Annotated in this window: 15 protein-coding genes; 7 read left to right on the plus strand and 8 right to left on the minus strand. The window is 57.3% G+C overall.

Annotated features, from left to right (window positions below):
• Positions 1-637 (minus strand): Rossmann-fold NAD(P)-binding domain-containing protein (locus HA48_RS11710; protein WP_482809942.1); only part of this gene is annotated, 637 nt, incomplete at its 3' end.
• Between the two features lie 164 nt (positions 638-801).
• Between HA48_RS11710 and rraB the strand changes: the two genes are divergently transcribed.
• Both rraB and miaE read left to right on the plus strand, forming a co-directional pair.
• Complete coding sequence (rraB, locus tag HA48_RS11715; protein WP_128601471.1) at positions 802-1,224, plus strand: ribonuclease E inhibitor RraB; 423 nt, start codon at positions 802-804, stop codon at positions 1,222-1,224.
• Between the two features lie 54 nt (positions 1,225-1,278).
• Positions 1,279-2,040: a tRNA isopentenyl-2-thiomethyl-A-37 hydroxylase MiaE gene (gene miaE, locus HA48_RS11720; RefSeq protein WP_128601472.1), complete on the plus strand. Its 762-nt coding sequence runs from the start codon at positions 1,279-1,281 to the stop codon at positions 2,038-2,040.
• Between the two features lie 69 nt (positions 2,041-2,109).
• On the opposite strand, the gene HA48_RS11725 is transcribed toward miaE, so the two are convergent.
• From HA48_RS11725 to pepA, 4 genes are all read right to left on the minus strand, one after another.
• Positions 2,110-2,613, minus strand: coding sequence for a GNAT family N-acetyltransferase (locus tag HA48_RS11725; RefSeq protein ID WP_128601473.1), 504 nt, complete (start codon positions 2,611-2,613; stop codon positions 2,110-2,112).
• A 65-nt stretch (positions 2,614-2,678) separates the two neighbouring features.
• Positions 2,679-5,534, minus strand: a complete 2,856-nt coding sequence (locus HA48_RS11730; RefSeq protein ID WP_128601474.1) for a valine--tRNA ligase — start codon at positions 5,532-5,534, stop codon at positions 2,679-2,681.
• Positions 5,535-5,536: 2 nt separating this feature from the next.
• Entirely contained in the window at positions 5,537-5,998 is a 462-nt protein-coding gene (locus HA48_RS11735) for a DNA polymerase III subunit chi (RefSeq protein WP_128601475.1), read from the minus strand.
• Between the two features lie 176 nt (positions 5,999-6,174).
• Positions 6,175-7,686, minus strand: coding sequence for a leucyl aminopeptidase (gene pepA / locus HA48_RS11740; RefSeq protein WP_128601476.1), 1,512 nt, complete (start codon positions 7,684-7,686; stop codon positions 6,175-6,177).
• A gap of 267 nt (positions 7,687-7,953) precedes the next feature.
• Between pepA and lptF the strand changes: the two genes are divergently transcribed.
• Both lptF and lptG read left to right on the plus strand, forming a co-directional pair.
• Positions 7,954-9,054, plus strand: coding sequence for an LPS export ABC transporter permease LptF (lptF, locus tag HA48_RS11745; RefSeq protein WP_167377151.1), 1,101 nt, complete (start codon positions 7,954-7,956; stop codon positions 9,052-9,054).
• Positions 9,054-10,130 (plus strand): LPS export ABC transporter permease LptG, encoded by a 1,077-nt coding sequence (gene lptG, locus HA48_RS11750; protein WP_128601478.1) that lies wholly within the window; start codon positions 9,054-9,056, stop codon positions 10,128-10,130. Before lptF ends, lptG begins: the two co-directional genes overlap by 1 nt.
• Positions 10,131-10,311: 181 nt before the next feature.
• Here the strand turns inward: lptG and HA48_RS11755 are convergent, their stop codons facing one another.
• The 3 genes from HA48_RS11755 to HA48_RS11765 form a co-directional block, all read right to left on the minus strand.
• Positions 10,312-11,589, minus strand: a complete 1,278-nt coding sequence (locus HA48_RS11755; protein WP_128601479.1) for a DUF445 domain-containing protein — start codon at positions 11,587-11,589, stop codon at positions 10,312-10,314.
• Between the two features lie 23 nt (positions 11,590-11,612).
• Positions 11,613-13,115: a helicase HerA-like C-terminal domain-containing protein gene (locus HA48_RS11760; protein ID WP_128601480.1), complete on the minus strand. Its 1,503-nt coding sequence runs from the start codon at positions 13,113-13,115 to the stop codon at positions 11,613-11,615.
• 110 nt (positions 13,116-13,225) lie between these two features.
• Positions 13,226-14,797 carry an ABC transporter substrate-binding protein gene (locus tag HA48_RS11765; protein ID WP_128601481.1) on the minus strand — a complete coding sequence of 524 codons (1,572 nt, stop codon included), beginning with the start codon at positions 14,795-14,797 and terminating at the stop codon, positions 13,226-13,228.
• Between the two features lie 531 nt (positions 14,798-15,328).
• Between HA48_RS11765 and HA48_RS11770 the strand changes: the two genes are divergently transcribed.
• The 3 genes from HA48_RS11770 to HA48_RS11780 are packed head-to-tail and all read left to right on the plus strand — an operon-like array spanning position 15,329 to position 19,116.
• Entirely contained in the window at positions 15,329-16,060 is a 732-nt protein-coding gene (locus HA48_RS11770; RefSeq protein WP_128601482.1) for a gluconate 2-dehydrogenase subunit 3 family protein, read from the plus strand.
• Positions 16,061-16,091: 31 nt separating this feature from the next.
• Positions 16,092-17,861 (plus strand): GMC family oxidoreductase, encoded by a 1,770-nt coding sequence (locus tag HA48_RS11775; protein WP_128601483.1) that lies wholly within the window; start codon positions 16,092-16,094, stop codon positions 17,859-17,861.
• Between the two features lie 4 nt (positions 17,862-17,865).
• Positions 17,866-19,116: a c-type cytochrome gene (locus tag HA48_RS11780; protein ID WP_128601484.1), complete on the plus strand. Its 1,251-nt coding sequence runs from the start codon at positions 17,866-17,868 to the stop codon at positions 19,114-19,116.
• Positions 19,117-19,242: the final 126 nt, after the last annotated feature.

Raw genomic sequence — 19,242 nt, forward strand, 5'->3', positions numbered from 1 at the left:
TTTTACCGCCGGTCTGCTGCGCGGCACTGCGGCACTGCGCCACCAGCGCCTCTTCCGGCCAGCAGCCCTTGGGGGCCACCAGGCGCAGATCGAGCCCCACCAGCGCCGCTGCTTCCAGCATGCTGTTGCCCATGTTATTGCGCGCATCGCCCACGTACACCAGCGTCATTTCATGCAGCGATTTGCCAGGCAGGTGCTCCTGCATGGTGAGCAGGTCCGCCAGCAGCTGCGTCGGATGGAATTCCGTGGTCAGGCCGTTCCACACCGGCACGCCGGCAAATTCTGCCAGCGTCTCGACCAACTCCTGGCCGTAGCCGCGATACTGGATGCCGTCATACATCCGGCCCAGTACGCGGGCCGTGTCCTTCATCGACTCTTTATGGCCAATCTGACTGCCGCTCGGGCCAATCCAGGTGACGTTAGCGCCCTGATCGTAAGCGGCAACTTCGAAAGAGCATCGGGTACGGGTCGAGTCTTTTTCGAAGATGAGCGCGATATTTTTGCCTTTCAGGTACTGGGTTTCGCTGGCGTTTTTCTTTGCGTGTTTTAATTCACCGGCCAGTTTCAATAAACCGGCGATCTCCGCGGGGGTGAAATCCAGCAATCTCAGGAAATGTCTCGAATAAAGCTCACTCATACTGCACTCCGCACAAGGGTAAATATTGAATTAAAATTCAATCTAACTGTATGGATATGCATTTTCAACCCCGGCGCTAAGAAACTTTCTGTTTTGTGTAGTGGCGCGCGAGGCAGTGTGGGAAAATAATTGCATTCACTGCCACCATTTTTGAGGACACGCCCATGGCATACGAAGCATTGCTGGAAGAACAGCGCGAAGAGACGCGCATGATCATTGAAGAGCTACTGGAAGACGGCAGCGATCCGGATGCGCTCTACACGATCGAGCATCATCTCTCCTGCAACAATTTTGATTCGCTGGAGAAAGTCGCGGTGGAGGCATTCAAGCTGGGCTATGAAGTGAGCGAGCCTGAAGAGCTGGAGCTGGAGGAGGGCGGCACTGTGATGTGCGTAGACATCCTGAGCGAAGGTGCGCTGAATGCGGAGCTGATTGATGCGCAGGTGGAGCAGTTGGTCAATCTGGCCGGTAAGTTCAACGTCGATTACGACGGCTGGGGCACCTATTTTGAAGACCCGGATGCCGAAGATGAAGAGGATGATGGCGACATCATCGACGACGAAGAAGATAACGGTGTGCGTCACTAAGCATTAACGGGCGGTACATACCGCCCCGATCTCCCCCGCCAGGCAAGAACATTCATGAATTACGCTCCGCTACTAGAACCCATCCACCAGTTTCTGCACTGTCGCACGCCTCAGGCGTGGATTGACGAAGCGCGCAAACCGGAAAACCTCACGCTGCTACTCACCGATCATATGATTTGTGAGCTGAAAGCGGCGCAAACCGCCGTGTGGATCATCCGCAAATACGTTGCGGATAAGCCAAGTGGCGATGCCATTCTGGCGTGGCTCAAGCCTTATGAAGACTTTATCTACCGCGATGAGCCGGACAGTAACTTTATCAACGCGCATAAAAACCTGACGAAGAGCATCATTGTGCGCAATGAGCTGCCGTGGGCGGACGATCTGGTAGAGATGATGGTGCTGCTGATCAAAGAGGAGCTGCACCACTTTTATCAGGTGTGGGAGATCATGCAGGCACGCGGCTTGCCCTATCGCAAAATCACCGCCAGCCGCTACGCCAAAGGCTTAATTCGCGAAATCAGCACCTTTGAGCCGGATGCGCTGGTGGATAAATTAATCTGCGGGGCTTACATCGAAGCGCGCTCCTGTGAGCGGTTTGCCAGCCTGGCCCCCTTCCTGGATGAGCAGCTGCAGAAGTTTTATATCTCGCTGCTGCGTTCGGAAGCGCGTCACTATCAGGATTACCTGAAGCTGGCAGAACAGATTTCCGCTAAAGATATTGCGCCGCGCGTGCAGGCGTTTGGCGCAGTGGAAGGGCGGTTAATCAGCGAGCCGGACAGCGAACTGCGCTTTCATAGCGGCGTGCCGGCGATGTAGAAATCTGTCTGCTGCCCGCTGCGCACTCTGTTACTTATGCAGGGTCGCCATTCATGGCGACCTGAATCCTCATAACTGCTTCAGCATCCGCACTTCGCAATCCACATGCCCGGTACAGCCCATCGCCTCATCAATCAGCGTGAAGCCCAGTGACTCATACAACTTGATCGCCCGTGTCAGGCTGCCCGTGGTTTCCAGATAGCAGCGGCGGAAACCGCGCTGGCGCGCGTAATCCATCGCCTGCAGCGCCAGCTCACGCGCCAGGCCCAGCCCGCGCACCTGCGGCAGGAAATACATCTTCTGCAACTCACAAATATCCGGCGCGCTGCACGCCAGCGGCGCGACGCCACCGCCGCCCACCACGCGGCCCTCATGCTCAACAATCCAGTAGGCGCTGTTCGCCTCGCTGTAGAGTTCAAACAGATGGTCAAGCTGGGGATCGGAGACGGTATAGCCTCTGTCCGCCGTCAGGCCAAATTCGGCTGACACATCGCGGATCACCTGAGCAATCAGGGGGTTATCGGCGGCCGTAATCGGGCGCACCTGTAAATTAAGGGGCGTGACGGTGCTCATCATCATCTTCCGATAAAAAAAGCCGGGCAGTGCCCGGCTTCGAGTAAGGATCAGGACTGATGCGCTTACAATGCCGCAATCACGCCCTGCTGTTCAATCAGTTTTGTTTTTGATTGCTCCAGCTCTGCGATACGCTCGCGCTCTTTCGCCACCACCGCTTCCGGGGCGCGTGAAACAAAGCCTTCGTTAGCCAGCTTGGTCTGAATCTTGCCGATCTCAACATCCAGCTTAACCAGCTCTTTCGCCAGACGCTCCAGCTCTGCTTCCTTGTTAACCAGATCCGCCATTGGAATCAGCAGCCCGGCACCGTCCACAATCTTGGTAACGGAGACCGGGCCCTTCTCGCCAGCCGGCAGAATGGTCAGGGTTTCCAGGCGTGCCAGACGCGACAGGAAGTTGCGGTTCTCCTCAACGCGACGCTGCGCGGCCGGTGAACAGTCACGCAGCAACACGTCGAGCGGTTTGCCTGGTGAGATGTTCATTTCAGCACGGATATTACGCACCGCGACAATCGCCTGCTTCATCCACTCGATATCCGCTTTCGCTTCGGCATCCTCTTTCGCCGCGTCATACTGCGGGAACGGCTGCAGCATGATGGTATCGTGATCGATGTTCTTCAGCACTTTAACGCGCTGCCAGATGGTTTCGGTGATGAACGGGATGATCGGATGCGCAAGGCGCAGCAGTGCTTCCAGTACCGTCACCAGGGTATTGCGCGTGCCGCGCAGTTCCGCTTCGCTGCCGCCGTCCATTACCGGCTTGGTCAGCTCCAGGTACCAGTCGCAGAACTGGTTCCAGGTGAAGTCGTACAGGATGTTGGCCGCGATATCGAAGCGATAGCTATCCAGCGCTTCACGGTACGCTTTCACCGTGCTGTTGAATTCCGTCAGAATCCAGCGATCGGCCAGCGACAGTTTCAGCTCGCCGCCGTTCTGGCCGCAATCCTGATCTTCCGTGTTCATCAGCACAAAGCGGCTGGCGTTCCACAGTTTGTTACAGAAGTTGCGGTAACCATCCAGGCGCTTCATGTCCCAGTTGATGTCACGGCCGGTAGAGGCCAGCGCCGCCAGGGTGAAGCGCAGCGCATCGGTACCTGATGGCATGATGCCGTCCGGGAACTGCTTCTCGGTGCGTTTGCGGATCTTCTCCGCCAGCTGCGGCTGCATCATATTGCCGGTACGCTTCTCCAGCAGATCTTCCAGCGAAATACCGTCAACCATATCCAGTGGATCGATAACGTTACCTTTCGACTTGGACATCTTCTGGCCCTCTTCATCGCGGATCAAACCGGTCATGTAGACGGTTTTGAACGGCACCTGCGGTTTGCCGTTTTCATCTTTGATGAAGTGCATGGTCAGCATGATCATGCGCGCAATCCAGAAGAAGATAATGTCGAAGCCGCTCACCAGCACGCTGGTTGGATGGAACGTGCGCAGCGCATCGGTGTTCTCAGGCCAGCCAAGGGTGGAGAAGGTCCACAGGCCGGAAGAGAACCAGGTATCCAGCACGTCTTCGTCCTGACGCAGCGCGACATCGGCAGCCAGGTTGTTCTCCTGACGCACTTCGTCTTCGGTGCGACCAACATACACGTTGCCATTGTTGTCATACCAGGCCGGGATGCGGTGACCCCACCACAGCTGACGGGAGATGCACCAGTCCTGAATATCGCGCATCCAGGAGAAGTACATGTTCTCGTACTGCTTCGGTACAAACTGAATGTCGCCGTTTTCAACCGCTTCGACTGCCACTTTTGCCAGCGGCGCGGTACGCACGTACCACTGATCGGTCAGCATCGGCTCGATCACCACGCCGCCACGGTCACCGTAGGGCACGGTGAGATCGTGTGGCTTGATCTCTTCCAGCAGGCCAATCTCATCAATTGCGGCAACAATCGCTTTACGCGCGGCAAAACGCTCCATTTTCTGGAACTGAGCCGGGATCTCATCCGAGCAGGCATCGCTGACTTCGCCGTTGGTGTCGAATACTTCCGCACGCTCGCGGATATCGCCATCAAAGGTCAGAATGTTGATCATCGGCAGCTTGTGACGACGACCCACTTCATAGTCGTTAAAGTCGTGCGCCGGGGTGATCTTCACGCAGCCGGTGCCTTTTTCCATATCCGCGTGCTCGTCACCGACGATCGGAATACGGCGGTTCACCAGCGGCAGCAGCACCTCTTTGCCGATCAGATCTTTGTAACGCGGATCTTCCGGGTTGACGGCCACACCGGTATCGCCCAGCAGGGTCTCCGGACGCGTGGTAGCAACCACCAGATAGTCTTTGCCTTCGGCTGTTTTCACGCCGTCCGCCAGCGGATAGCGGATGTGCCACATTGAGCCTTTGCTCTCGCGGTTTTCCACTTCCAGATCGGAGATAGCGGTGCGCAGTTTCGGGTCCCAGTTCACCAGGCGTTTGCCGCGGTAAATCAGGTTCTCTTTGTAGAGGCGCACAAACACCTCTTTCACCGCGTTGGACAGACCTTCGTCCATGGTGAAGCGCTCGCGCTCCCAGTCAACCGAGTTGCCGAGACGGCGCATCTGGCGGGTTATGGTGCCGCCGGACTCCGCTTTCCACTGCCAGATCTTATCGATGAAAGCTTCACGGCCATAGTCCTGGCGCGTTTTGCCCTCTTCAGCGGCAATCTTACGCTCCACCACCATCTGGGTAGCAATACCGGCGTGGTCGGTACCTGCCTGCCACAGCGTATTTTTACCCTGCATGCGCTGGTAGCGGATCATGGTGTCCATGATGGTCTGCTGGAATGCGTGACCCATATGCAAGCTGCCGGTGACGTTCGGCGGCGGGATCATGATGCAAAAGCTTTCCTGGCTGGTATCGCCATTCGGTTTAAAGTAGCCCTGCTGTTCCCAGTGCTCGTAGAGCGGCTGCTCGATATCTTGCGGGTTATATGTCTTTTCCATTTCTACACTGTCGTTTGCGGCGGTGGTGGCGTTGCCGTATTCAATTGGAAACCAACGCTGCGATAAGCTTTATAGCGGTCGCGCGCCAGTTGTTTCAGGGATTCTTCATAAGGTACGAAGTCTATCACTTCATGGAAACCGGTGGCAAAATCTGCGAACTGCGGCAGCAGGCTGATTAGCAGATCGCGCGGTGAACTGCCGCGGCGCTGCGGCCAGGCCAGCTCCACCGGTGCGCCGTAGCGTGGGCCTTCACCGGCCAGGTTGTGCGGCACAAAGGCGTTGGCCGGCAGCTGCCAGAGCGCTTCATCCAGTCGATTGGCCTGCGCTTCGTTTTCACAGGCAATCAGGATGCGTTTGCCGTCACGCCAGCGTGCTGCGGCAAGCGAGCACACCAGCGCTTCGATGGCGCTTAAGCCGTCGCTGGCGTGTTCAGACTCCATCACGTAGAAGGTGGCGTTTTTCATGGCGGGTGCATTTCCATTAATGACAGTGGGGCATTGTGCTTCAGTAAGATCGCTGCGTCTAATAATAAGGTCGCCATGAATGGCGACCCTACAAATTCCGTAGGGTGCGCATTTATGCGCACCGTTTCAATGGCCGCACGGTGGTTATCGCATTTATGCGCACCGTGCCCCGGTCGTTAATCGTCGCCGTTCAGCCCTGCACGGTTCAGCAGGAACTGCGACAGCAGCGGTACCGGACGGCCGGTGGCGCCTTTGGCTTTGCCGGAGCGCCAGGCGGTACCGGCGATATCCAGGTGGGCCCAGTTATATTTACGGGCAAAGCGCGCCAGGAAGCAGGCCGCGGTAATCGCACCGCCAGGACGGCCGCCAATGTTCGCCATATCGGCAAAATTAGACTCCAGCTGCTCCTGATACTCGTCTGCCATCGGCAGGCGCCACGCGCGATCGCCCGATTGCTCAGAGGCACCAATCAGCTCGTGCGCCAGCGGATTGTGGTTTGACATCAGGCCGCTCACGTGATGGCCCAGCGCAATCACGCAGGCACCGGTCAGCGTCGCCACATCAATCACCACTTCCGGCTCGAAACGCTCCACGTAGGTCAGGGCATCGCACAGCACCAGGCGACCTTCTGCATCGGTGTTCAGCACTTCAACGGTCTGACCAGACATGGTGGTCAATACATCGCCCGGACGCATTGAGCGGCCATCGGGCATGTTTTCACAACCAACCAGCACGCCGACCACATTCAGCGGCAGATTCAGCTCCGCCACCATGCGCATCACGCCATACACGGACGCAGCGCCGCACATGTCGTACTTCATCTCGTCCATGGCTTCAGCGGGCTTAATAGAGATACCGCCGGAGTCGAAGGTGAGCCCTTTGCCCACCAGCACTATCGGGCGCGCGTCCGCATCGCTGCTGCCTTTGTACTCAATCACCGACATCAGCGATTCATTGTGTGAGCCGGCACCCACCGCCAGATAGGCGTTCATGCCCAGCTCTTTCATCTGCTGCTCGCCAATCACGCGGGTCGTGACGTTTTTGCTGTAGGCATCAGCCAGCTGGCGCGCCTGTGAGGCCAGATAGGCGGCGTTACAGATATTTGGTGGCATATTGCTGAGATCTTTCGCCGCTTTCACGCCGGCAGCCACTGCCAGACCATGCTGAATGGCACGCTCGCCGCTGGTCAGCTCACGGCGGGTTGGCACGTTGAACACCAGCTTACGCAGTGGACGACGCGGTTCAACTTTGTTGCTTTTCAGCTGATCAAAGTTATAAAGCGCCTCTTTTGAGGTCTCTACCGCCTGGCGTACTTTCCAGTAAGTGTTGCGCCCTTTAACGTGCAGCTCGGTCAGGAAGCACACCGCTTCCATTGAACCGGTATCGTTCAGGGTATTGATAGTTTTCTGGATCACCTGCTTATACTGGCGTTCATCCAGCTCGCGCTCTTTCCCACAACCAATCAGCAGGATGCGCTCGGAGAGGATGTTTGGCACATGGTGCAGCAGCAACGTCTGGCCCACCTTGCCTTCCAGTTCACCGCGACGCAGCAGCGCGCTGATGTAGCCGTCGCTGATTTTATCCAGCTGCTCGGCAATGGGTGAAAGACGGCGCGGTTCGAAAACACCGACAACAATGCAGGCGCTGCGCTGTTTTTCCGGGCTACCGCTTTTTACACTGAACTCCATGCACTCTCCTGAATCTTAAAGACAACGGCCTAAGCTGTCGTTAGAATGTAGCGCGTTCGTAACCCATTAATTTGTTGCGACGCCATGACAATTCAACGCCGGCGGTCATAATGAGATGGGTGACAATGTGTTGTTTTTTCACCACCCTAACGCGTTCGTCACACTATTTTAGCTACCATGACGGCCATTGATGAAGAAAAATGGCTGGTAAGCGTTGAAACTAGCGATTTTCCTGCAAAAAGACAAGTTATCACAGGCGTACTAAGCGTGATCATCATTAGATATCTGGTTCGGGAAACGCTCAAAAGCCAGCTGGCTATCCTGTTCATCCTGCTACTGATCTTCTTTTGCCAGAAGTTAGTGAGGATTTTGGGTGCTGCGGTGGATGGCGAGATCCCAACAAATCTGGTTCTGACATTGTTAGGACTTGGCGTGCCTGAAATGGCACAACTTATCCTGCCCCTGAGCCTGTTTCTGGCGGTTTTAATGACCCTTGGGCGGCTTTACACCGAAAGTGAAATCACGGTGATGCACGCCTGTGGTTTGGGTAAAGGCGTGCTGATTAAAGCCGCGATGATTTTGATGCTGCTTACCTCGCTGGTGGCGGCGGTCAACGTCATCTGGTTAGGGCCGTGGTCATCGCGTTATCAGGATGAGGTGACCCAGAATGCCAAAGCCAACCCGGGTGCGGCGGCGCTGGCGGCGGGTCAGTTCCAGACCTCCGGCGACGGTAATACCGTGCTGTTTGTCGAGGGCGTGAAGGGCAATACCTTCGGGAACGTGTTCCTGGCGCAGCTGCGGCCGAAAGGCAATGCGCGTCCATCCGTGGTGCTGGCAGACAGCGGCCATATGGAGCAGCGTCCGGATGGCTCACAAGTGGTGACGCTGGATAAAGGGACGCGCTTTGAGGGCACGGCGCTGCTGCGTGACTTCCGCATCACCGACTTCACCAACTATCAGGCAGTCGTCGGCTATAAAGAGGCGGTGCTTGATCCTAACGATGCCGATCAGGCCGACATCAGCACGCTCTACGCCACGAAAACGCCGCCGTTCCAGGCCGAGCTGCACTGGCGCCTGACGCTGATCTTTGCCGTCCTCGTGATGGCGCTGATGGTGGTGCCGCTCAGCGTGGTGAACCCGCGCCAGGGCCGCGTATTGTCAATGTTGCCGGCCATGCTGCTCTACCTGATCTTCTTCCTGTTACAGAGCTCGCTGCGCTCAAACGCGGCCAAAGGTCGCTTTGATCCGGCAATCTGGATGTGGGCCGTGAACGTCGCCTATCTGGCGCTGGCCGTCGCGCTGAATGTGTGGGACACCGTGCCGATGCGCCGCATTCGTGCGCGCTTCAGCCGTGGAGGGTCAGTGTGATGTTTAAGGTACTTGACCGTTACATTGGCAAAACCATCTTCAACACCATCATGATGACGCTGTTCATGCTGGTGTCGCTGTCGGGCATCATTAAGTTTGTCGATCAGCTGCGTAAAACCGGGCAGGGCGCCTATACCGCGCTTGATGCCGGTTATTACACGCTGCTCAGCGTGCCGAAAGATATCGAAATCTTCTTCCCGATGGCGGCGCTGCTGGGGGCGCTGCTGGGGCTGGGCACGCTGGCGCAGCGCAGTGAGCTGGTGGTGATGCAGGCGTCCGGCTTTACCCGTTTGCAGGTCGCGCTGGCGGTGATGAAAACCGCGATCCCGCTGGTCCTGCTGACCATGGCGGTAGGGGAGTTTGTTGCGCCGCAGGGCGAGCAGATGGCGCGTAACTTCCGTGCGCAGCAGCTGTATGGTGGTTCGCTTGTCTCTACGCAGAACGGCTTATGGGCGAAAGATGGTAACGACTTCATCTATATCGAGCGCATTAAAGGCGACAACGAGATTGATGGCGTCAGCATTTATCACTTTACCGATCAGCGCCGTCTGCTGAGCGTACGCTACGCGGCGAGCGCGACCTGGGATAAGGACCATAAAGTGTGGAAGCTGTCGCAGGTGGATGAATCTGACCTGAACGATCCGAAGCAGATCACCGGCTCACAAAGCCTGAGCGGCGAATGGAAAACCAACCTGACGCCAGACAAGCTTGGCGTGGTCGCGCTTGATCCGGATGCGTTATCGATCAGCGGTCTCTATAACTACAGCAAATATCTTAAGCAGAGCGGCCAGGAGTCCGGACGTTATCTGTTGAATATGTGGAGCAAAATCTTCCAGCCGCTGTCGGTGGCGGTGATGATGCTGATGGCGCTGTCGTTTATTTTCGGTCCGCTGCGTAGCGTGTCGATGGGTGTGCGCGTAGTGACCGGCATCAGCTTCGGTTTCCTGTTCTACGTGCTGGATCAGATCTTCGGTCCGCTGAGCCTGGTGTACGGTTTACCGCCGGTGCTGGGTGCGGTGCTGCCGAGTGGCGCGTTTTTTGCCATCAGTCTGTATCTGTTGCTGAAGCGCCGGTAGGGGTTGCGGTCAGCATGAATGCTGACCCTACAAAAAACAGAAGGTCGCCGTGTATGGCGACCTTTTTTATTGCCCGCGCAGCCCTGTAGGGTCGCCATTCATGGCGACCGTGTAAACGCCCGCACCGTCCTTGTACGATCGCATTGTCTTGTACGATCGCCATTCATGGCGACCTCTTCAATCACCGCAGTGTCTGTATCAATACCGGCAACTGCGACAACAGATAGAGCACCAGCCCAATGGTGCCGCCCACCAGCGTTCCGTTAATGCGGATAAACTGTAAATCGCGCCCGATGTTCAGCTCGATCTGATGCGACATATCGCGCGCATCCCAGCTCTTCACCGTATCGCTGATATGGCGCGTCAGGAACGTCGCGAACTCAGGCGCCACGCTGCGTGCGGCATCCTCCAGATGCTGATTCATCGAGCTGCGCAGCGCATCATCGGCGGCCAGCGTTTCACCCAGCCACAGCGCGGCCAGCCGCACGCGCGCCTGCACACGGGAGTCCTCGCTGCTGAGATCGGCTTTCAGCCAGCTGCGCAGATCCTGCCACAGCTCGCCGATATAGCGATTCAGCGACTCATCCTCTTTCAGCCAGCGCTTAATATCCTCCGCGCGTTCGGCCATGGCGGGATCGGTTTTAAGCTTATCGATCAGCCGCTGGACTGCACGGTTAAAGCCCAGGCGGAATTCGTGACCCTGATCGAGCGCCACTTCATCAAGAATCGAATTCACCGCATTGGCCACCAGCTCGGCGCTGTGTTCACCCAACCACTCGGTTGGCAGCATTTTGGCTTTGATCGGATGCTCGCGCTTCAGCCAGCGCACAATCTGCAGGGCGATGAACTCACGCGTACCTGGCTTATGCAGCAGGCGCAACAGTTGCTCAACGGCGGCGTCAAGCAGCTCCTGGTGACGGTTATTTTTGGTCAGGCTGTCCAGCACCATTGCGCTGCTCTGGGTTAAATCGACCTTATCCAGCGCACGGTGCACCGCGCGCCGCATAAAGCGCTGGATACGCTCATCATCGGTTAAATCGAGAAAGCCGCGCATCACCTGCAACAGGTGACGACCAACGCGATCGGCATTGCCGGGCGCATTGAGCCACTGTGCCAGCATCTGCGACGGATCGTGACGGCGAATCAGCGCCAGCAGTGAGTCGGTGTCGAGGAATTTCTCCTGCACAAAGCGGCCCAGGTTCTCACCGATGCGATCTTTATTACGCGGGATAATCGCCGTATGGCGCGATATAAAGGGCACCGGCACGCGGCGAAACAGCGCCACTACGGCAAACCAGTCGGCCAGCGCCCCCACCATGGCTGCTTCAGCGATGGCTTTTAATCCCAGCACCCAGAAGTTGGGCGGCAGGAAAAGCGTAACAATAAAGATTGCCGCGGCGACCAGCAGCAGCGCCAGCGCCAGGCGTTTGCTGCGTTTAAGTTCTTGATGTTTTTCCATGTCACGAGTTTAGCAGACGCGGTTTAACGACGGCGACCACCCAGCAAACTTCCCAGCACGCCGCGAATAATTTGCCGGGTAACCTGACGCGCAGCGCTCTTTGCCACGCTCTGTACCACACCCTCGCGTTTGCCGCCGCGCGGGCCGGTGCTGCCGAACAGGATATCCTTCAGCCCGCCGAGAATGCCGTCATCGACGGCCACGCGGTTGCCTTGCGCTTCCGGCGCATCAGCCTGCTGTGGTGCGTCCTGGATGCCTTTTTGCAGCCTCTCAAACGCTGACTCCCGGTCAACGTCGGTATCGTATTTGCCGTATAAGGGCGAGTTGTTAATCAGGCCGTTGCGCTCATCCTGCGTAACCGGACCCATGCGCGAGCCAGGCGCAATCACCATCGCGCGCTGCACCATCGCCGGACTGCCTCTCTCATCGAGGAAGGAGATCAGCGCTTCACCCGTGCCGAGCGCCTGAATCGCCCCGGCGGCGTCAAAAGCCGGGTTGGCGCGCAGGGTCTCCGCCGCGCTTCTCACCGCTTTTTGATCTTTCGGCGTAAAGGCGCGCAGCGCGTGCTGTACGCGATTGCCCAGCTGGCCAAGAACGTTATCGGGGATATCCGCCGGGTTCTGCGTGACAAAGTAAATGCCCACGCCTTTGGAGCGGATCAGGCGGATCACCTGCTCCACCTTCTCCAGCAGTACCGGCGGCGCATCATTAAACAGCAGGTGCGCTTCGTCGAAGAAGAACACCATTTTTGGCTTATCCACATCGCCCGCTTCCGGCAGCTGCTCATAGAGTTCGGCCAGCAGCCACAGCAGGCTGGTGGCATAAAGTTTTGGCATCTGATAGAGCTTTTCTGCTGACAAGATATTGATGAAGCCGTGGCCTTGCGCGTCGCAGCGCATCCAGTCGCGGATATCCAGCATCGGCTCGCCAAAAAAGTGTTCGGCGCCTTGCTGCTCCAGCGCCAGCAGACCGCGCTGAATCGCCCCGACCGAGGCGCTGCTGATATTACCGTACTGCGTCTGAAAGGCTTTTGCGTTGTCGCCGATATAGTGAGTCATGGCGCGCAGGTCTTTGAAATCCAGCAGCAGCAGGCCCTGATCGTCAGCGATACGGAAGATGATCTGCAGCACGCCGGACTGCACTTCGTTAAGGTTGAGCAGGCGCGAGAGCAGCAGCGGGCCGAGATCGGAGACGGTCGCGCGCACCGGATGGCCCTGCTGCCCGAAGATGTCCCACACCATTACCGGATTGGCCTGCGGCTGCCAGTCGGTCACACCGATCTTCGCCAGCCGCGCCAGCAGCTTTTCTGACGCCTCGCCGGCAGCGGCAATCCCGGTGAGATCGCCCTTAACGTCGGCCATAAAGACCGGTACGCCAATACGGGAGAACGATTCGGCCAGCTTTTGCAGCGTCACGGTTTTGCCGGTGCCGGTCGCGCCGGTGATCAGACCGTGGCGGTTCGCCATAGCAGGCAGCAGATGAAGTGGGGTATCAGGCGTCCGGGCAATCAGTAGCGGGTGGGTCATGATGTTGCGCTCTCCGGCAAGGGGGGATGCTTCAAAGGATAGCAAGCGGGGCGCAAGAGGCGGGAGGAGATTGTGCGTGGTTTATGCACGTGCGCCTCCCGCTTGAAAACTTACTGCTTCTCCACGGTATCAAAAAACAGCAAACTTACGCCGATCCCCTGCTGCACATGGCTGACACTATTTCGCACCGCCACCTGCTGCGCCCCCTGCAGCATCACCACAAACGGCGAAGCCTGCTGCACGGTTTTTTGCAGGTCGGTGTACAGGGCGCGACGCTGTGCCGCATCGCTCTCACCGGCGGCGGCGCGGGTTTTAGCGCTCAGCGCCGGAATCTCCCAGCCAACGCGCCATGCCAGTGTCTTTGCGCCGCCCGGCACGTTATACGCAAAGGCACTGGCGTTGGTGTTGGGATCGACATAATCCGCGCCCCAGTAAATGAAGATCGACTGGAAATCGCGCCCGCGCATCTTGCTCCACAGCTCCGATTCCGCTACCGGCTGCAGCTCAATTTGCACATCGGCCAGTGCAAAGCTCGCCTGCAGCGCCTGGGCCACATCAATGTACGGCGGCTGATTAATCACCGTCAGCGTGAATTTACTGCCCGGCGGCACCCCGCCTTTTGCCAGAATCGCTTTGGCCTTCGCGACATCATAGTGGAAGGGCTGATTGTCCAGCGCACCGTCAAAGCCCTGTGGCAGAAAACTTTGATGAATACTGTACTGCCCTTTAAGCAACTCCCGGGAGAGGGATTGATAATCGACCAGCCAGCGTGCGGCCTCCCAGAGTGCCGGATTGCCGAGTGCCGGCTGCGCTTTACTCTGCGTATTGAAGCCCAGGTAATACACCAGGCTCGACGGGAAGGCATCAATGCACAGGTTCTTGTCATGCTTCAGGGCATCGATCTGATCCGGCCCCAGCTGATACGCCACATCCACATCACCCTGCTGAATCAGCAGCCGGCGCGCGCCCGCATCAGCCACGCCCTTCAGCAGGATACGTTTCAGGTGCGGCTGTGGCTGCGCCTGAGGATTCGCGCCAAGCACCAGCGCCTGCTGCGGCACGTACTGCTGAAGGGTAAACGCGCCACTGCCTGCCGAATGGGTGTGCAGCCAGCCATTACCGTAATCATTTTCGCTAACGTGCTGCAGGACGGTTTTGCTATCGACAATCGAGGCGACCGGCGCCGTCAGCAAGCGCAGCGCCAGATCCTGACCAATCTGCGCTGGCCACTGCATCTCCAGCTGATGATCGTTTAGCACGCGGAACTGGCTGGCGATGTTCGCGGGCGTCCAGCCAAATTCGGCCAGGATAAAGGAGGGCGCTTTATTCAGCTGCACGGCGCGCGTCAGCGAAAACACCACATCCTGCGCGGTCACCGGATTGCCGCTGGAGAAGTGTGCCGACGGGTTGAGGGTAAACACCAGGCTGTGCGGCGAACGGCCCGGCTGCCAGGAGGTTGCCAGCAGCGGCGCCAGCTTTTGCGGCGTCGTGCGGTCGGCTTCTGCCAGCGTTTGATAGAGATTACGCTGCACGCTGTTGCTGACGGTTTCAAAACTCTCTGCCGGGTCAAAGCTGATAATGCCGTCGAGCGGCACCGCCACGACCAGGGTGTCTTTCGGCGTGGCGGCATGTAACGCAAATGCGCTACTCCATAAGGTGAAAAGCAGAATCAGTGAACGCATCGTTATTATCCTGAGAAGTGGAGGACATAACTTTATCGCTGCCGCTTCCCGGGCTAAATGCCGGTTTGTTCTGAGCTGTGCCGGAAATAACAATTGATTGCGGTAATTAATTAACGCGCTTATTTTGTGCGCAGCGCGTCACTTTAGCGAAATAGATCGTTCATCCTCTGGTCAATTAAGTAAATAAGATGTTATTAATGAGAATAATTCGCTTGTATGGAAGTATGATTTTTTTTGCTTAATTCAGCATGGCGACTATTTCCGTTGCCGATGATTTTTAGTCAAATGCCCACAAATGTGGCGCAATAACCTGACGTTTGTACGGTTAAACGTGTCATTCCCCTCTGTAAAGCCGTTTATCATGCTGCCGGCGCAATTCAGCATGATGATGGTTTCTCATCAAAACACATTATTAATATAATTCTTACATCCTGAAATATCTGTATCCATAAGATTGCCAGGTTGTTTGCCGATTTATAAAGCCATTAACAAAAATAATTACCTTTCTTAGCAAGTGAGAGTTGTCGCGCCATGCTGTTAGAAAAACCGACCACCAGACGTAAGTTTTTACTTGGGTCGCTACTGGCTTTGCCATTAAGTGACCTGGTATTAAAGGGATTGACTGCAGCCCAGGCTGCGGACATGGCAGCACCAGAACTCGCCGACTATAAACCGATCTTTTTCAGCGCGGATGAGTGGCAGTTTATTCTGGCCGCAACCGATCGCCTGATTCCTGCCGGCGGCACGGGTAAAGCGCCCGGTGCCCTGGAGACCAACGTGCCGATCTTCATCGATCAGCAGCTGCACAGCCCGGAGTTCGGCGCAGAGATTTATATGCAGGGTCCTTTCGACGTGCATGCGCCCGCAACCATGGGTTACCAGATTCCGTTCACGCCGCAGCAGATGTATCACACCGGCATCAAGCTGGTGGAGCAGTGGACGCAGAGCACTTACCAGAAGTCCTTCCATGCGCTGACGCTGGAAGAGAGAGATGCGGTGCTCACCAAAGTGAATAAGAACGACGGCATCGATTTCGCCGCGCTGGGTGAACCGAACCTGAAAGCTTCCCAGTTCTTCAGCCAGCTGCTTTCCGATACCAAACACGGCTACCTCGCTGACCCGATGTACGGCGGCAATAAAGGCATGAAAGCCTGGATTGCCATCGGCTTCCCTGGCGCACGTGCCAGCTTCACCGAATGGGTGAAACAGCACAACGTGCCGTATCCGCTGGGACCGGTCAGCCTGTTGGGCGAGCGCGCCTGAACCCCCGTATTTGGTATGTGAGATAGAAAAGATGGCACAGATTACAAAGAAAGAAGTCGACGTCGTAGTTTGCGGCCTCGGCTGGGCCGGTTCGTTGATGAGTATCGAACTGGCATTAGCCGGGCTGGAAGTGCGTGCGTTAGAGCGCGGCGGCGAGCGCGACTATCCGGACTTCGCTTACCCGAAGCCGGCCGATGAGTACGCATATAACGTGCGTAACAAGGTATTTGCCACGCCGAAAGAGGTGGCGGTTACCGTGCGTTACAACATGGACCAGACAGCGCTGCCAACCCGTAAATGGGGCGCGTTTGCGCCGGGTACTGGCGTCGGCGGGGCGGGCATGCACTGGACGGCGGTACTGATCCGTCCAACGCCGACCGACATCAAGCTGAAAACCTATGTCGATCAGGCTTATAAGCCGGGCATTTTACAAGATGATATGCGCGTCATGGACTTCCCGTTTACCTGGGAAGAGATTGAGCCGTACTACTACAAATTTGAGCTGATCTGCGGCCAGTCCGGCACCACCGGTAACCTGCGCGGTCAGATCCTCGAGGGCGGCGATCCGTTTGAAGGCCCACGCTCTGAGCCCTATCCGCTGCCGGCGCTGGACGACACGCTCAACAACGTGATGTTTAAAGAGGCGGCGAAAAAGCTGGGCTACCATCCGTTCCCGAACCCGTCAGCCTGTGTGTCACGCGCGTGGAAAAACCCGTACGGCAACCAGATCGCGCCCTGTAACTATTGCGGTTACTGCTCGAAATATCCGTGCCTGAACTACTCCAAAGCCTCGCCGCAGACGGCGGTGATGGATGCGCTGAAGCGTATGCCGAACTTCTCTTACGAAGTGCACGCCGAAGTGGTGAAAGTGGTGCTGCACGATGATAAGAAGACCGCGAAAGGCGTGATCTACTATGACGTGGACGGCAACGAAGTGTTCCAGCCGGCGAAGATCGTCGTGCTCTCCAGCTTCCAGCTGTACAACGTGCGTCTGATGCTGCTCTCCGGCATCGGCAAGCCGTACAACCCGATTACCGAAGAGGGTGTGGTAGGCCGTAACTACGCGTTCCTGTCCAATGGCGGCGCAACGCTGTTCTTCAAAGATAAGCACTTCAATCCGTATGCAACCGCAGGCGCGACCGGCCAGATGTTCAATGACATCTCGCCAGGCAATTTTGACGGTCCGGGCCTCGGCTTCCTCGGCGGCGCGAAGATCCACAGTTCGCAGGCCACCGGTACGCCAATCGCCACCGCGCTGCCAAAAGGCACGCCAGGCTGGGGCATGGGCTACAAGCAGGGTCTGGAAGAGTGGTACGGCCACTCGATGAAGATCAGCATTACCACCACCTGCCAGTCATACCGCGATATCTATCTGGATCTCGATCCGCACTACACCGACCACCGCGGTCAGCCGCTGCTGCGCATGACGTTCAACTGGAAAGAGAACGAACTCAAACTGCAGCAGCACCTAAAAGGCATTGTGGGTGATATTGCGAAAGAGCTGAACCCGGACAGCATGAGCATGAGCTTCCTGCCGATGGGCGCGGATTTTGACCTGACCAAATATGTCTCCACGCACAACGTGGGCGGCGCGGTCATGGGCGATAACCCGAAAACCTCAGCGCTGAACAAATACCTGCAGAGCTGGGACGTGCACAACGTGTTTGTACCGGGCGGTAACGCCTTCCCGCAGAACTTCCAGGCGAACCCAACCGATACCATCGGTGCGATCACCCTGATGGCGGCGCAGGCAATCAAAGAGCAGTATCTGAAGAACCCCGGTCCACTGGTACAGGCATAAGCATATGAAATTGAAATCATTGTTAATCGCTAACGCCGTGCTGCTGGGAAGCCTTGCGGTGCAGGCGCACGCGGAAGATGAAGCCGCGCTGATTAAAAAGGGCGAGTATCTGTCACGTCTGGGCGACTGCATGGCGTGCCATACGGTCTCCGGCAAGGCGGATTACGCGGGTGGTCTGGCGATTGAGTCAAATCTCGGCACCATCTACTCCACCAATATCACGCCGGATAAAACCCACGGTATTGGCAACTACAGCGAACAGCAGTTCTCTGACGCGGTGCGCAAAGGCGTGCTGCCGGATGGCTCGCGCCTCTACCCGGCAATGCCGTATCCGGATTACGCCAAAATCAGTGATGAAGACATGCACGCGCTGTATGTCTACTTCATGAAAGGCGTGAAGCCGAGCAGCGAGCAGCCGGAAGAGACGAAGCTGAGCTTCCCGTTCAGCCAGCGCTGGGGCATGCGCTTCTGGAACTGGGCGTTCACCTCAGACAAGCCGTTCCAGCCGATTGGTGGCGCATCGGAAGAGGTGAATCGCGGGGCCTATATCGTTGAGAGCCTCGGCCACTGCGGCAGCTGCCATACGCCGCGCGGTCTGGGCATGAACGAGAAGGCGCTGGATAGCGGAGACGATAAGTTCCTCGCCGGCGGCGACCTGAATGGCTGGGAAGTGCCGTCACTGCGCGGCCTGCCACGCTGGAGCGAGCAGGAGATTGTTGATTACCTGCAGACCGGGCGTAACGATAAGGCCGCCGTTGGCGGTGAGATGACATCGGTGATTGAGCACTCCAGCTCGCACATGACCGATGCGGATCTGAAAGCGATCGCGGCGTACCTGAAATTCCTCGGCGGCAATCCACCGCTGCAGGCGTACAACGTTCAGGCACAGCAGAAAACCGAAGCCAAACTGACCGCAGCGAAGAACCTGACGGAAGGCGAGCGTCTCTACATTGATAACTGTGGCGCCTGCCACTTTGTCACCGGTAAGGGCGCTCCGGGCATCTTCCCGGAGCTGGATCAGGCGACCATCGTGAACGCGAAAGATCCGGGCGGGTTGATCCACACCATTCTGGCCGGCGCGCAGCAGCCATCCACGGCGAAAGCGCCGTCCACGCTGGCAATGCCACCGTTTGGTTATCGTCTGAAGGATGAAGAAGTGGCGCAGCTGGCCACCTTTATTCGCCAGGGCTGGAGCAACAATGCGCCGGCAGTGACCAAAGAGCAGGTGGCGGAAGTTCGCAAGTCGCTGAAGTAATCAGGTAAATCCAGGTGCGCATGAATGCGCACCCTACAATGTGCGGCAGGTATTCTGTAGGGTCGCCTTTTATGGCGACCTGGATTCAACCGGCCCACACATCCCTTGTAGGGTCGCCATTCATGG

Source organism: Pantoea wallisii, from assembly GCF_002095485.1.
Lineage (GTDB): Bacteria > Pseudomonadota > Gammaproteobacteria > Enterobacterales > Enterobacteriaceae > Pantoea > Pantoea wallisii.